General features: G+C 67.0%; 11 protein-coding genes. 4 read left to right on the top strand and 7 right to left on the bottom strand.

Annotated features, from left to right (window positions below; all coding sequences use genetic code 11):
* Positions 1–196 precede the first annotated feature (196 nt).
* The gene (locus AC1DBN_RS05980; protein WP_091722871.1) at positions 197–1,138 is read right to left on the bottom strand and encodes a carbohydrate ABC transporter permease; all 942 of its coding nucleotides are present in this window, start codon (positions 1,136–1,138) and stop codon (positions 197–199) included.
* Complete coding sequence (locus AC1DBN_RS05975; protein WP_091722873.1) at positions 1,128–2,072, bottom strand: carbohydrate ABC transporter permease; 945 nt, start codon at positions 2,070–2,072, stop codon at positions 1,128–1,130. Before AC1DBN_RS05975 ends, AC1DBN_RS05980 begins: the two co-directional genes overlap by 11 nt.
* A gap of 366 nt (positions 2,073–2,438) precedes the next feature.
* Between AC1DBN_RS05975 and AC1DBN_RS05970 the strand changes: the two genes are divergently transcribed.
* The 4 genes from AC1DBN_RS05970 to AC1DBN_RS05955 all read left to right on the top strand — a co-directional run bounded on the left by AC1DBN_RS05970 (position 2,439) and on the right by AC1DBN_RS05955 (position 8,134).
* The gene (locus AC1DBN_RS05970) at positions 2,439–3,707 is read left to right on the top strand and encodes an ABC transporter substrate-binding protein (RefSeq protein ID WP_091722878.1); all 1,269 of its coding nucleotides are present in this window, start codon (positions 2,439–2,441) and stop codon (positions 3,705–3,707) included.
* An 81-nt stretch (positions 3,708–3,788) separates the two neighbouring features.
* Entirely contained in the window at positions 3,789–4,931 is a 1,143-nt protein-coding gene (locus tag AC1DBN_RS05965; protein ID WP_091722881.1) for an acetylxylan esterase, read from the top strand.
* Positions 4,932–4,958: 27 nt separating this feature from the next.
* Positions 4,959–7,025: a DUF6807 family protein gene (locus AC1DBN_RS05960; protein WP_172830002.1), complete on the top strand. Its 2,067-nt coding sequence runs from the start codon at positions 4,959–4,961 to the stop codon at positions 7,023–7,025.
* Positions 7,022–8,134 carry a M24 family metallopeptidase gene (locus tag AC1DBN_RS05955; protein WP_091722884.1) on the top strand — a complete coding sequence of 371 codons (1,113 nt, stop codon included), beginning with the start codon at positions 7,022–7,024 and terminating at the stop codon, positions 8,132–8,134. The genes AC1DBN_RS05960 and AC1DBN_RS05955 overlap by 4 nt, the downstream gene beginning before the upstream one ends.
* 278 nt (positions 8,135–8,412) lie before the next feature.
* On the opposite strand, the gene AC1DBN_RS05950 is transcribed toward AC1DBN_RS05955, so the two are convergent.
* Genes AC1DBN_RS05950 through AC1DBN_RS05930 form a run of 5 tightly spaced genes read right to left on the bottom strand, consistent with a single transcriptional unit; the run spans position 8,413 to position 14,341 of the window.
* On the bottom strand, positions 8,413–9,864 hold the full coding sequence (locus AC1DBN_RS05950; protein ID WP_477722755.1) for an aldehyde dehydrogenase (NADP(+)): 1,452 nt from the start codon (positions 9,862–9,864) through the stop codon (positions 8,413–8,415).
* A gap of 58 nt (positions 9,865–9,922) precedes the next feature.
* Positions 9,923–11,026 carry a mandelate racemase/muconate lactonizing enzyme family protein gene (locus tag AC1DBN_RS05945; RefSeq protein WP_477722754.1) on the bottom strand — a complete coding sequence of 368 codons (1,104 nt, stop codon included), beginning with the start codon at positions 11,024–11,026 and terminating at the stop codon, positions 9,923–9,925.
* Positions 11,026–11,928 carry a 5-dehydro-4-deoxyglucarate dehydratase gene (locus tag AC1DBN_RS05940; protein WP_477722753.1) on the bottom strand — a complete coding sequence of 301 codons (903 nt, stop codon included), beginning with the start codon at positions 11,926–11,928 and terminating at the stop codon, positions 11,026–11,028. Before AC1DBN_RS05940 ends, AC1DBN_RS05945 begins: the two co-directional genes overlap by 1 nt.
* Entirely contained in the window at positions 11,925–12,890 is a 966-nt protein-coding gene (locus AC1DBN_RS05935; RefSeq protein WP_091722895.1) for an NAD-dependent epimerase/dehydratase family protein, read from the bottom strand. Before AC1DBN_RS05935 ends, AC1DBN_RS05940 begins: the two co-directional genes overlap by 4 nt.
* Positions 12,891–12,928: 38 nt before the next feature.
* Positions 12,929–14,341, bottom strand: coding sequence for a Gfo/Idh/MocA family protein (locus AC1DBN_RS05930; protein WP_477722752.1), 1,413 nt, complete (start codon positions 14,339–14,341; stop codon positions 12,929–12,931).
* Positions 14,342–14,674 lie beyond the last annotated feature (333 nt).

Raw genomic sequence — 14,674 nt, 5'->3', positions numbered from 1 at the left:
AAGGGCGCCTCCGGGAAGCCTGGAATCAGATCCGGGAAAACGCTTTCTAGATGCAATGCTACAAGTGCCGAACTTGTAGTACAAGATGTCCGGGCAAGAACTTTTGTCTCAATTTGATAGAGGGTTGCCCCGGCAATGGGGAACGGCCCGCCGCAGGGGACGGGCCGTTCCAGGGTAGTGCGTGAAGCGTGTGCGGTTATTTGATGCCGGTGGTGGCGATGCCTTTGATGAGGAATCGTTGGCCGAAGAGGAAGACCAGGAACACCGGGAGCAGGGACACGATGGACATGGCGAACAGTGAGCCCCAGCTGGTGGCGGACTGGGAGTCCACGAAGGCGCGCAGGGCCACGGGGACGGTGAACATGTCCGGGTCCGTGAGGTAGATCAGGGCGCCGAAGAAGTCGTTCCAGGTCCAGATGAACGTGAAGATGGTGGTGGTGGCCAGGGCCGGGACCATCAGCGGCAGGATGACGCGCAGGAAGATGCGCGGGTGGCCGGCGCCGTCGATGCGGGCTGCCTCGTCCAGGTCCTTGGGGATGCCGCGGATGAACTGGACCATGAGGAACACGAAGAACGCGTCCGTTGCGAGGAGTTTGGGGACCAGCAGCGGCCAGAAGGTGTTCACCCAGCCGATCTGTGAGAACAGGATGTACTGCGGGACGATGACCACGTGGAACGGGAGCATGATGGTCAGCAGCATGATGCCGAAGAACAGCTTCTTGCCGGTGAACTGCAGCCGTGCGAACGCGTAGGCGGCCATGGAGCACGAGATCAGGTTGCCCAGGATGGAGCCGATCACCACGATGGCCGAGTTGAGCATGTAGTGGCCGAACGGGTGGGTCAGCGCGGACCAGCCGGAGGTGTAGTTGCTCATCTCGAGGCTGTTCAGCCACAGCCCGGGTTCGCGGAAGATCAGTTCGTTGGGCCGCAGGGACGAGACGACCATCCACAACAGCGGGTAGATCATCAGGCCGCCGGCGAGGATGAGGACGGCGTGCTTCATCAGTGACTTGGTCCGCTGCGCCCGGCTGAAGGCCAGGGTGCCGCGGGACTCGCGGGGCTTGCGGTGGTTCGTAGGCTTACCGGATCCTGCGGACTTCTTGTCCGAGGCGGGCAGCGTCTCCAGGTTAGTCGTCATAGAAAACCCAATACTTAGAAGCGATGAAGTTGATGGCGGTGAAGACACCGATGATGAGCAGCAGGACCCACGCCATGGCGGATGCGTAGCCCATGTCGAACTGGCCGAAGCCCTTCTGGTACAGGTACAGCGTGAAGAACATCGTCGAATCCGACGGGCCGCCGTTGCCGCCCGAGACGATGAACGCCTGCGTGAACGACTGGAACGAACCGATGATCTGCAGGACAAGGTTGAAGAAGATGATCGGGCTCAGCATCGGCATCGTGATCCGCCAGAACTGCTGAAGCGTCGAAGCACCATCCACCCTGGCCGCCTCGTAATACATCACCGGGATCTGCCGCAGGCCCGCCAGGAAAATGATCATCGGGGCACCGAACGTCCACACGTGCAACAGGATGATCGACCCCAGCGCGGTACCGGGATCAGAGATCCAGCCCGGACCCTGAATACCGAACATCGCCAAAACCTGGTTCACCAGGCCGGTAGTGCCGAAGATCTGCTTCCAGAGAATCGCCACCGCCACCGAACCACCCAGCAGGGACGGCAAATAGAACACCGAACGATAAAACGGCAAACCACGCAGGCCCTTATCGAGCACCAGCGCGATCAGGAGCGCCACCGCCAACTGCAGCGGAACACCCACGAACACGTACGTGAACGTCACCCGCAACGAGTTATGCAACCGCGCATCGGAAAGCATCCGGATGAAGTTATCCGCCCCGGTCCATTCCGGCGGCTGGAGCAGGTTGTAATCAGTGAAGGACAGATACAACGACATCAACATCGGGCCGATAGTGATGGCAACCAGGCCCACCAACCACGGCAACAGGAAAATATAGGCGGCCTTGTTATCCCGGCCGTTGGCCTTCTTCTCCTCGGCAGTGGCCTTGCCCTTCCGCCGGCTGATGGAACTCAGTTCGCTAATAGCGCTCACTGCTGCTCCCCCGCTCCGGGCGTCAGGCCCGCCGCACCCGGCATTCCTGCCGGGCACAGTGCCCTGGGTATGTGCTTTACGGCCATGTGGTCTCCTTTGGTCATCGTGGCCTCCACGGTGTGGTCATCGCCTGGGCGATGAGTGTCAGCTCCCCGCGCCGTCCCGGCGCCGGCTTGGAAATCGGCTGGGACCGGCCGCAGGTGGTGCTGAATGAAAAAGCGGCTCCGTACCAAAGTAAACGGTTTCTTGACTCCTGTATAGCCCTTTGTTAGTTTTTGAGAAAGCGTTTTCTGTAATGGGCATCACTCAACTGTAGAACACCACCTGAGGGGCAGGACAATGAGGTTTCGTCGGAAGAAGACAGTAATGGGGGTTGCTGCGGCAACGGCGGTCCTGGCCTTGGCGCTGACGGGCTGCGGCAGCAGTCCGCAGGCCGCAAAGGTGGGTACGGCGGAGGATCCGGTGACCATCCGCTTCGCCTGGTGGGGCAACGATTCCCGCGCGAAGACCACCCTTGAAGTCATCAAGGACTTCGAAGCGGCCAACCCCACCATCAAGGTGCAGGGCGAGAACACCGAGTTCAGCTCCTACTGGGACAAGATGGCCACCCAGATTGCCGGCGGCACCACCCCGGACGTCTTTGCCATGAGCGGTTCCTACCCGAGCGAGTACGCGTCCCGCGGAGTGCTGCTGGACCTCGACAAGGTCAAGGACCAGATCGACACGTCGAAGTTTGCCGACGGCACCGTGGAACTAGGCCAGCTCGATGGCAAGCAGTACACCATCACCGCAGGCGTGAACGCCATGTCCATGGTCCTGGATCCCACGGTGTTCGAAGCCGCAGGCGTACCGCTGCCGGACGACGAGACTTGGACTTGGGACGACTACGTCGATATCGCTGCCAAAATCAGCAAGAACTCGCCGGCCGGCACCTTCGGCACCACGCCGATGTCCAACGATTCGTTCGTAGCAGTATGGGCACGCCAAAGCGGCGAAGAGCTGTACACGGATGACGGCAAGAAGATGGGCATCAGCGAGGGCACCCTCGCCAAGTGGTTCGAGTTCAACAAGAAACTCATGGAAACCGGCGGCGCACCTTCGGCTTCGCAGACCGTCGAGGACGGCTCCGCACAGCCGGAACTGACGCTTATGGGCCAAGGCAAGCAGGCCATGAAAGTCTCGTGGAGCAACCAGATGACCTCATACTCGGGTGCTCCCCTGACCATGGTGAAGCTGCCCGGCGAGAGCAAGCAGCCGGGCACCTGGCTGCGGTCCTCCATGGAATACGCCATCTCGGCCAAGTCGGCCCAGTCCAAGGAAGCTGCGCTGTTCATCAACTACCTGGTGAACAACATGGACGCCGCCAGCAAGATCAAGAGCGACCGCGGCATGCCGGCCAACACCGAACTGAAGGCCGGCATCACTCCCCTGCTGAAGGAAACCCAGCAAAAGGAAGCCGCGTACCTGGACCGGGTTGCCGAGCTGAACGTTCAGCCGCCCAAGCCGTTCCCGGCAGGTTCCTCTTCCACGCTGGAAGTTTTGAACCGATACAACACCGATGTACTCTTCGGAAAGATTTCACCGCAGGATGCGGCGAAGGGCGTCATCAGCGAGGTCAACTCGAACCTGGGCTAAGCCCGGTACCGGCCGCGGTCAGCCCGACCGCGGCCGGTTCTTCTTCACCCCACGGCATTTCAGCAGACAGGAGGCAGGCCAGTGGCAGCCGATACAAAGGAATCCAGGCCCAGCGCCATTGCCGGCCATGAGGACTGGCCTGCCTATGTCCGCAATCATCCGCGGTACACCGCCGCCACTCCCGCCGCGCAGGGCCTGGCAGACGCGCTGGGCGTCCCCGGCGCATCCGGCCGGCCGGACGTCACGGTGCACTGGGAGGTAACGCACGACGACGTCACCACCTCCCAGCTCAGCTGGCAGTTGGGCTTCGGCCCGCGGACCACTGGCTGGCTGGCACGTCCGGCCGGAAGTACGGAGACCCTGCCGGGCGTCCTGGCCCTGCACTGCCACGGCGGCAACAAGTTCGGCGGGGCGGACCGGCTGATGGACCTTCCTGACAGCCACCCGTCCGCTGCTGCAGCCCGCGCGGGCCACTACGACGGCCGGTCACTTGCCTCCGAGACCGCCCGCCAGGGTTTCGCCGTGCTGGCCCATGACTCCTTTGCCTGGGGCAGCCGCCGCTTCGACCTCTCAACCCCGCCGTGGCGCACCGCCTCCGCACTGGAGGCGCGGCAAGCGCAATGGCGGCAGGACGGCGTCGTACCTTCCGAAGCGGACCACTACAACGCGGCAGCCGGGTTCCACGAGGACACCGTGGCCAAGACCGCCGGACTGCTGGGCACCAGCCTGGCCGGCATGGTGGCCCACGACGACCTTGCCGCCCTGGACATCCTCGCCCACCTGCCCGGCGTCGACGCGGACCGCCTGGGCTGCGTAGGCTTCTCCGGCGGCGGCGGCCGGTCCCTGGCCCTCGCCGCCCTGAGTCCCCGCATCCGCGCCTCGGTGGTGACCTGCATGATGACCACCTTCGAATCCCTGCTGCCCGCCTACCTGGACGCCCACTCCTGGCTGCTGCAGACTCCGGGCCTGTGGAAGCTGGGCGACTGGCCGGAACTCACGGGCGGCTCCGCCGCCCGGTTCCTGGTGCAGTACGCGCTGGCCGACGAACTCTTCCCTGAGGACGGCATGCGCCAGGCCCACCGAACCCTTGAAGCACTGAACGGCGGCGGCCGCTACACCGGAAGTTTCTGGCCCGGCGGGCACGTCTTCACTGCGGCCATGCAGGATGAAGCCATCGGATTCCTGGCCGCGTCCCTTGCCCTTGCAGCGTCACCCGCCTCCTGACCACCCCAACCCCACAAGGACCCTTTGATGATTTCGCACTCCGCCACCGCGGAACCGGGCAGCCGCCCCGAGGACCGTGCCGCTGCCGGCACCGCAGTCCCCCGCATTGCCCTGGTGGGCGTCCACGGCTTCGGCGAACGCCACCTTGCCAACCTGGCCCGGCTGGAAGAGGCAGGGGCACTGGAGCTCGTGGCCGTCGCCGATCCCAACCCGCCGGCGCCCGGCCGGCTCAAGGACACGGTGGCCGTCTTCCCGGACCTCAACAGCCTCCTCGCAGCGCAGACAACTGCCGAAGCGCGCGCAGACATTGTCATCCTCGCCACCCCTATCCAGACCCACGCGCCGCTGGCCACCGCCGCCCTCGCAGCCGGGCTGGATGTGTACGTGGAGAAGCCTCCCGTAGCGTCAATGGCCCAGTTCAATGACGTTCTGGCCGCGGCAGAGTCCTCGGGCCGGCTGGTCCAGGTGGGCTTCCAGAGCCTGGGGTCGCATGCCCTCCCGGCCATCAGGAACCTCGTGGAGTCCGGCGGCATCGGGGAGGTGCTGGGCCTCAGCGCCAGCGGCCAGTGGGTGCGGACCAAGGCCTACTTCAAGCGGTCCCGGTGGGCCGGCAAACGCAGCCTGGACGGCATCGACGTGGTGGACGGTGTAGCCACCAACGCGCTGGCCCACGCCGTAGCCACCGCCCTGCACATGGCCGGGGCGCACACGCTGGCCGATGTGGCCTCCGTGGAAACAGACCTCTACCGCGCGCATGACACCGAGAGCGACGATACGTCGGTGATCCGGGTCCGAACCGCCCACGGCACCACGCTGCTGTGCACCCTCACCCTGTGCGCTCCGGAGCAGGTAAACCCGTCCGTCTCCGTCCACGGTACCCGCGGCGAGATCACGTTCTTCTACACCGAGGACGAGGTAGTGGTCAGCACGCCCGACGGCGAGCGCCGGGAGAAGTACGGCCGCACCGACCTGTTGGAAAACCTGCTCGAGGCCCGCTCAACCGGAGCCCCGCTCCTGTCCGCGGTGGCGGACACGGGCGCCTTCACCTCGGTCCTCGAAGCCATCCGCACGTCGCCGGCGCCGGAGCCGATTGATTCCGCGCACATCACCTGGGAGGGCGAAGGCGACGACGCCCACCCCGTGGTGCACGGCGTCGTGGACCTCTTCGACCGCGCCGCCAAGGCTCAGGCCACGTTCGCCGAACTCGGCGTTCCCTGGGCGCGGCAGCTTCCGCCCGTCCGGACGCTGACGGTGGACGGGCACCCCGTGGCCGACTACCAGGACGGCAGCCACATCCGCGCCGTCTCCTCGCCGCGCCCCTACCTGCACCCCGTCCGCACCCTGGCCGGGACCGTGGTCACGGACCACCAGCCGTTGGACCACGTGTGGCACCTTGGCGCCGGCGTGGCCCTGCAGGATGTGGACGGCATCAACTTCTGGGGCGGCCGCACCTACACCCGTGAAGCCGGGCAGTACGTTTGGCGGCCAGACCACGGCAGCATCGCCGTCACCGGCACTGATGCCGGGCAGGATGGCCGCCTTGAGGAACTACTGACCTGGAACGGGCCCGACGGCGGCCCGATCCTCGTGGAGGAACGCCGCTGGAGCTGGTCCGGCGTCAACGCGTCGGCCTGGCGCCTGACCCTCGACTTCGCCCTCTCCCCCGCCGGAGACCAGCCGGTCAGCCTGGGCAGCCCGGGTTCCAACGGCCGCTTCGAGGGCGGGTACGGCGGATTCTTCTGGCGGCTCCCGGAATGCGGTGGCGCAAAGGTCTGGTCACCGGCCGGGACCGGTGAAGCAGGGGTCCACGGCACGGTGTCCCGGTGGCTTGCCTGGACGGGATCCTTCGGTGCAGGAACGGAGCGGGCCAGCGACGCCACGCTCGTGTTCTTTGCCCCGGAATCCTCCACCGACCCCTGGTTTGTCCGGGTGGACGGCTACCCCGGAGTGGGCCAGTCCCTCGCCTGGGACTCGCCTGTTATCGCAGAACCCGGCAGCCCCGTGCGCCGGAGCATTTCCGTCCTGGTGGCCGACGGCATCCTGGGCACAAACGACATCGAAGCACTGATCACTCAACAGGGGGACCTCTCATGACCCAGACAACAGCTGCACCGCCGCAGGCTGTCCGCATCGCCCCGGCCTCGGTCCGGGACCGCGCGGTGAAGCGCCGGCGGGTGCTGGACATCCTGGACGCCTCGGGCAAGGACGCCCTGCTCCTCACCACTCACACCGCCCTGACCTGGTACCTGGACGGCAGCCGCGTCCACATCAGCCTCGCCGGCGATCCCATCGCCGCGCTGCTGGTGGACCGCTCCGGCGACCACCTCGTGACCTTCAACAACGAAGCCGGACGCATCGCCGCAGAAGAACTGCCCGAAGGCGTGGCCCTCCACAGCGTGCCCTGGTACGGAAACCTCCACCAGGCCGCGGCCGCCGTCGGAAGCGTCCCCGGCGGATCCCTCCTGGCCGAAGCCGACGCCGCCACCGAGCTGCGGGCGGCGCGCCAGCAGTTGCTCCCGGCCGAGAGCGCCCGCTACGCCCGGCTGAGCGCCGACGTCGCCGCCATCATGACCGATGTGCTGTCCTCGGCACGGCCGGAGACCACGGAGTTCGAGCTGGCGTCGGCGCTGGCGGCCCGGGTGGTTTCCGTGGGCGCTGAGCCCCTGGTGCTGCTGTGCAACGGCAGCGGCCGCAGCGAGTTCCGGCACCCGCTGGCCACGCACGCGCCGCTGGGCCGCCGTGCCATGGCGGTCATTTGCGCCCGCCGCGACGGCCTGGTTGCCAACATCACCCGCTGGGTAAGATTCGACGCCGGAACACCGGAAGAGCGCGACGCCGAGTCCCGCATCGCGGCAGTTGAAGCCGACATTTTCGACGCGACGGTTCCCGGCGCCCGGCTGGACCGCATCTTCACCGAGATCCAGGCCGCCTACACCCGGCACGGCTTCGGCGCCGACCAGTGGGAACAGCACCACCAGGGCGGCCCGGCCGGCTACGCAGGCCGCGATCCCCGGGTCACCGCCGCAGCCACGGACACTGTGGTTCCCGGCCAGGCCTTCACGTGGAACCCTTCCGGCCCGGGCGTCAAGATCGAGGACACTGTGCAGCTCACCGAGAACGGGCTCCAGGTCCTGACTGTCGATCCCCGCTGGCCCGCCACCACCGTGAACGGGCTGGACCGGCCCGCGACACTGCAGCTGTAAGGGCAGACGCGCGCTCACATCATGCGCTTAAACCCCAAACGCCCGCTCACTAGTGGCCGCTAAGACGGCCCCCGGTGAGCGGGCGTTTCGGTTATACCGCCATCAAGTGAGCGGGCGTTTCAGGGACACACCTGCGTCCCGTTAACCCTGCAGCTCTAAGGGCAGACGCGCGCTCACATCCTGCGCTTAAACCCCCAACGCCCGCTCACTAGAGGCCGCTAAGACGGCCCCCAGTGAGCGGGCGTTTCGGTTATACCGCCATCAAGTGAGCGGGCGTTTCAGGGAAGCACCAGTTCGCCGTCCACGCGGCGCGGAATGCCCAGCGGGTTGTCCTCGCGCAAGGCGGGGTGGAGCACCGTTTCCGGGGCGTCCTGGTAGGCGACGGGCCGCTGGAAGCGGCGGACCGCCGTCGCGCCCACCGAGGTGAACAGGGACGTGGTGGCCGGGTACGGGCCGCCGTGCTGCTGCGCCCAGTTCACGGCAACGCCGGTGGGCCAGCCTTCGAACAGGACCCGGCCCGCGAGACCGGACAGCTGCTCCACGAGCGCACCGATCTCCTCACCGGGCTGGGCGTGGAGTGTGGCGGTCAGGCTGCCCGGTACCTTGGCCAGGACCGCTGACAGTTCTTCCTGGTCCGTGTACTCGATGAGCATGGTGGTGGGGCCGAAGCACTCCTCCAGCAGCTGCTCCGGGCGTTCCAGCACCTTCGCGGCAGTGGTGGAGAAGACCACCGGCGCCGCACCGTTGGCCGCAGCGTCCTGGTCCACGGTGCCGCCCACCACGTCCACGCCGTCCACCGACGCAAAGCTGCGCAGGCCATCGGGGTAGGCCTCGGCGATGCGGCTGGTGAGCATGCCGTGGGCCGGCTTGTCCTTGCTGGCCTCGGCCACGTCCGCGGCGAAGGACGTCCCGGCCGGGATGAACACCAGGCCCGGCTTGGTGCAGAACTGTCCGGCGCCCAGGGTGAAGGAACCTGCCAGCCCGGTGGCGAGTTCGCCGGAGCGTTCCTTCAGTGCGGCGGCCGTGATGACCACCGGGTTGAGGCTGCCCAGCTCGCCGTAGAACGGAATGGGCTCCGGGCGGGACGTGGCGAGGTCGAACAGTGCCCGGCCGCCGGGGATGGAGCCCGTGAAACCGACCGCCTTGATGGCGGGGTCCTGCACCAGTGCCGTCCCCGCTTCGCGGCCGCTGACCAGGGCGAAGAGGCCTTCCGGTGCGCCGGCGCCACGGAGCGCGTCAGCGACAATTTCCGCCGTCCGCTCCGAAAGCCGCACGTGGCCGGAGTGGGCCTTGACGATGACGGAGCAGCCAACAGCCAGGGCCGAGGCTGTGTCGCCGCCGGCAACGGAGAAGGCGAACGGGAAATTCGATGCCGAGAACACGGCCACCGGGCCAATGGGCTTCAGGATGCGGCGCAGGTCGGGCTTTGGCGGGGTGGAGGACGGGTCCGCGTGGTCGATGATCGCTTCGAGGTAGGAACCCTCGGTGATGACGCGCGCAAACAGGCGCAGCTGGCCGGTGGTGCGGGCCACCTCCCCGGTCAGCCGGGGAGCGCCCAGGCTTGTCTCGGAATCGGCGATCTCCACCAGTTCCGCGGCGTTCGCGTCCAGGGCGTCGGCCACTGCATTCAGCCAGCCCGCCCTCTCGGCGTCGGAAGCCGCTGCCGACGTGCGGGCGGCGTCGGTAGCCGCCGCGGTCAGTTCGGACAGGGAAAGCGTTGCAGTTGTCACGTCAGGTACCTGTTCTGTTTATGTACGTTCTTCGTTACAGTGCGTGGTTGCCGTGTGCTCACACAACATCCCGGAAACGGAAGCCCAGTCCGGGCCGGTCCGCCAGCGTCACCCTGCTGTTGCTGAACCGGACCGGCGACGGCCCGTCCAGGATGCCCAGCTGTTCGAATGACGCCTCTTCAACGTCCTCCACCAGCGTGGGCTCCGCCAGGGTCAGCGCCAGCTGCCCGGACAGCTCCGGCAGCAGGTGCGGCATCACCTTGATGCTGTTGGTCCGTGCCAACTCCACGATCCGCCGGAACGGGGTGATCCCGCCAACCCGGATGATGTTGGGCTGGATGATGTCCACCGCCTCCGCCTCAATGAAATCGCGGAACCGGTAGATCGTGTGCAGGTTTTCGCCGAGGGCGATGGGCACCGGTGAGTGCTTCCGCAGCCGGCGGTAGGCCCAGAGGTCGTCCGCGCGGAGGGGTTCCTCCAGCCAGTCCAGCCCGTATTCGGAGAGCACCTCCAGTGCCCGGAAGGTGGTGGGCAGGTCCCACCGCTGGTTGGCGTCGATCATGAGCCGGCGGTCCGGTCCCAGGACGGAACGGACGGCGGCCACGCGCTCAGCATCTTCGCGGAGGTCCGGTTTGCCCACTTTGATCTTCACCGCCTGGTGGCCGGCGGCCACCCAGCGTTCGGTCTGGGCCACCAGTTCGTCCAGGGTGTAGTGCAGGTTCACCCCTGATCCGTAGACCTCGGCGGACTCCTGCCGCTGGCCGATCAGGCCGGTCACCGAGGTGCCGGCCTTGCGCGCCTGCAGGTCCCACAGGGCAAGGTCAAGCCCGGCCATCGCAATGGTGGTCAGTCCCCCGCCGCCGGCCTCATGCAGCCGCTTCCACACCGCGTCCCACACCGTTTCCGGTTTGGCCGGAAGGCCGGTGACGAACGGTGCGATGTCGTAGTCCAGCAGCGCCTTGACCGCCTGCGGGCCAATGGTGGGGGTCCAGGAAAAACCGAGCCCCGCGCCGCCGTCGTCCGTGTGGATCTCCGTGGCGATCACGTGGTTCTCCGGCGCCTCCGCACCCCAGTGCCGGCGGAGCGGGACGGTCAGGAGCCGGGTGGTCAGCCCGGTGATCCGGGGAACGGTGCGGACGGCAACGGCTGCGGGGGCACTCATCAGCCGGCCAGCTCGTAGCCCCTGGCCAGGATGGCCTTGAGCTCCACCAGCTGTTCCTCGGTGGGATCCACCAGCGGCGGACGGACCGGGCCCACGGGCAGGCCGCCCAGGCGCAGGCCCGCCTTGATCAGCGAGACGCCGAAGCCCGGGGTCTGGTCGCGCAGGCGGACCAAGGGAGCGTAGAAGCCTTCGAGCAGTGCATTGCGCCGGTCCTCGTCACCGGAGACGTAGGCGTCGTAGTAGGCCTTGGCGATCTCCGGTGCCATGGCGAACGCCGCCGAGGAGTAGAGCGGAATGCCCAGGCCGCGGTAGGCGCCCTGTGTGAGCTCGGCGGTGAGCAGGCCGTTGAAGAAGGCGAAGTCCTCGCGTCCGGTGGCCCTGACGGCGGAGACGATCTCCTGCGCCAGGCCCACATCGCCCAGTCCGTCCTTGAAGCCGACCACCTTGGGGTTGGCGGCCAGGCGCACCATGGAGGCGGCCGTGAACTTGGCGTTGCCACGGTGGTAGACGATCACCGGCAGGCTGCTCGCGTCGGCAACGGCTTCAATGTAGGCCACCAGGCCGTCGGTGGGGCCGGTGACGAGGTAGGGCGGCAGGACCAGGAGGGCGTCGGCCCCTGCTTCCTCGGCTGCCCTGGCGGCGGCGAGGGCGTGGCCCAGCGGCCCGCCGGCACCGGCAACCACGGGAACCTTGCCTGCCACGACCTCGACGGCGGCCGTCACCACGGTGCGGACCTCCTCGATGCTGAGGGCGTGGAATTCGCCGGTGCCGCAGGCGGGGAAGACGCCCCCGGGGCCGAACGGGAGCCGTGAAGCTATGTGCTCCTTGAGCAGGTCCACGTCAACGGCGCCTTCGGCCGTGAACGGTGTGACGGGGAAGAAGAGTACGCCGTCGAATTTCATGATGTCTCCTTGGTTCCGCTGCCGGCGGTCACCAGCGCGGAGGTCTCGTCGTTGAGGGTTTGGTGGGACTTGAGTTCAGTGCGCCAGCTGCGCTTGGGCTGCCAGCCCAGCAGTTCCTGCGCCTTGGCGATGGAGAAGGCGGGGCTGGTGCCGGTGAGGCCGCCGCTGATGGCGTCGCTGCCGGGCAGGAACCGGGGCATGAGTTCTGCCAGGGGCGCGGTGGCCAGGGCATCGGCTGCGCCCACGAAGAAGGTCTCGCCGTTCGGGATGGACTCCATCCTGTCCAGCAGCAGGTCCAGGAACTCCGCCACATCACGTGCGTCCACGTAGTTGAACAGGGCCGGCGCGGACAGTGCGGGATCGGCAAGCCGCTCGGCAAGGGTGTGGCCCTGCTGGGTGGGAGCGCCTTCCCATTCCTCAGGGGAAATCACGAAGCACGGGCGGAACGCCGCGTAACGGATCCTGTCCCCTTGGGCTGCGGCGAACATCTGGACTGTCTGCTCCGCGATGAGTTTGGACAGGGCATAGGCGTTCCACGGCTTGGCAGGCGTGCGCTCATCCAGCGGGAACGACGGCGGGAGCCAGCCCGCGGGCGACCCGTAGCCGAGCACCGTGGGGCTGCTGGCGGTGATGATCTTCGGCACGCCCAGCTCCGTCGCCGCGCTGACGACGGCGAAGGCGAGCCGCGTGTTCGTGGCAAAAATGACGTCCTCGGGTGCGCTGAAAGGCACGGCGATCGCGGCGAGGTGGATGACGGCGTCGGGCCTGGCGTCCCGGAGGAGGCGAAGAGCCTCCCCCGGTGCCAGCAGGTCAGCGGTTGCCTGTTCTACGCCAGCCGGCAGCAGCTCGGCCGGCAGGGCGTCGCGGTCCACCGAGATGACGTGGTGGCCGGCTTCGGCGAGCCCCGCCACCACACTGCGTCCCAGCCGGCCGGAGCCGCCGGTGACAAAGATCCTGCTCATGGTTGTTCCTTAGGGTCCGGTGATCGTGGGTGCGGGCATCAGGGGGCGCGCCGGAGGTCGACGCCGAGGTCCAGGTCCTCGATGCGCACGGGCAGGGATGATTCGAGCGAACGGTTGCCGGCGATGCCGACGGAAACCGAGCGGAGGCCGTCCAGGTAGCCGGAGGGCCGGCCCAGCGGGTCCTCGCCGGGGCCGTTGAAGAGGTCGGAGAGCAGGAGGGCGTCGCCGCCGCCGTGGCCGCCTTCGCCGTTGACGATGGGCACCTCGTAGGCAGGCTCCCAGTGGCGCTGGACCACCAGGCGCTCACCGTTGCGGCGGACGGCGTCCTCTTCCTCGACAGGTGTGGCGCTGGGATCAACAACGGTCTTCTTGTCCGTGCTGTGCAGGACGGCGGCGCGTTCCACCACCTCGAGTTCGGCCCGGCCTTCGGTGCCGTTGACCGCCACGCGGTAGCCCTCCCAGGGGCTGTGGGCGTTCATGGAGTAGCTCAGGCGGGGACCGCCCTGGTACTCCACCACCAGTGCCAGGTTGTCCTCGATGGTGATGCCGCCGGTGAAGACGTCCTGGTCGCGGCGGTAGCCGTCGTAGTGCTCGTTGTCCAGGAAGAGGGCCTTGAGCCGCTCATCATCACGCAGGTCGAGGGCGAACGGATCCCGTTCGCCGGCAGGGGTGTCCGCAGCCGGGGTGCCGCGTTCGGGACGGGCGCCGAGTCCCCGTTCAGCGGCATTCGTGTCACCGTAGAACTTCAGGCCGCCGGACGCGAAGACACGCTCCGGGACGTCGTCGATCCACCAGTTGACCAGGTCGAAGTGGTGGGAAGCCTTGTGGATGAGCAGGCCGCCCGAGTTCTTCTTTTCCCGGTGCCAGCGGCGGAAGTAGTCGGCGCCGTGGACGGTGTCCAGGACCCAGCTGAAGTCAATGGAGGTGACCTTGCCGATCACGCCGCTCTGGATGATTTCCTTGAGGGCGCTGTTGCGCGGCGAGTAGCGGTAATTGAAGGTGACCACCACGTTGCGCCCGGTCTCCTGCACGGCCTGGGTGATGCGGCGGCAGCCTTCGGCGTCGATGGTGAGCGGCTTTTCGACGACGACGTCGGCGCCGGCGCGCAGCCCCTCGACAATGAAGTCGGCGTGCGTGTAGTCCGGCGTGGTGACCACGACGCGGTCAATGTTGTTGGCCTGGACGAACGCCGTCAGGTCCTTGGGGTCGAACGAGGCGATGGGCCCCGGGGCGCCGAGTTCCTGGATCAGCTTCTGGTAGAACTCCACCCGGCCGGGGTTGACGTCGGAGAAGGCCACGAGTTCCGCGGTGTCGGCGTGCTTGCCGAAGATGGCGCGGATGTACATCTCGGAGCGTCCGCCGGTACCGATCAGGGCGAAGCGGGCCTTGCCGCCGTTTCCGGGGTGGGCTCCGGTGGCCACTGCTGGACTCGATTCGGCTGTGTTGACCATGGGGTCCCTTTCAAAGACTGGTGCCCGGCCTGCTAGGTGATCCGGGGAGGTGGCGCCGGCGCACTGCAGCACCGTTGAGAAAGCGTTTTCTCGGTTCGCTATATGATTTGTATCAACAGCACCATGCTTCCGTCAACCATTATGGGCATTGGGAGAAAGCGTTTTCTACCCTCGGCACGTCCATGGGTTCACGGAAAAGCGGGAAAAGCGTGGGAAAACACGGGAAAACAATAGAAATCGCTTTCCCATCGCGTTATATGCTGTCTCTCAACACACCGCCATTAGGCGGCCGGAAGCTGCTGCAGCGCCGGCAATCCGGCCGGGGACCCGAAG

This window comes from Pseudarthrobacter sp. 10T415 (assembly GCF_056394175.1).
The sequence above is the reverse complement of the archived record's forward strand: the minus strand, read 5'-3'. Positions and strand labels throughout refer to the sequence as shown.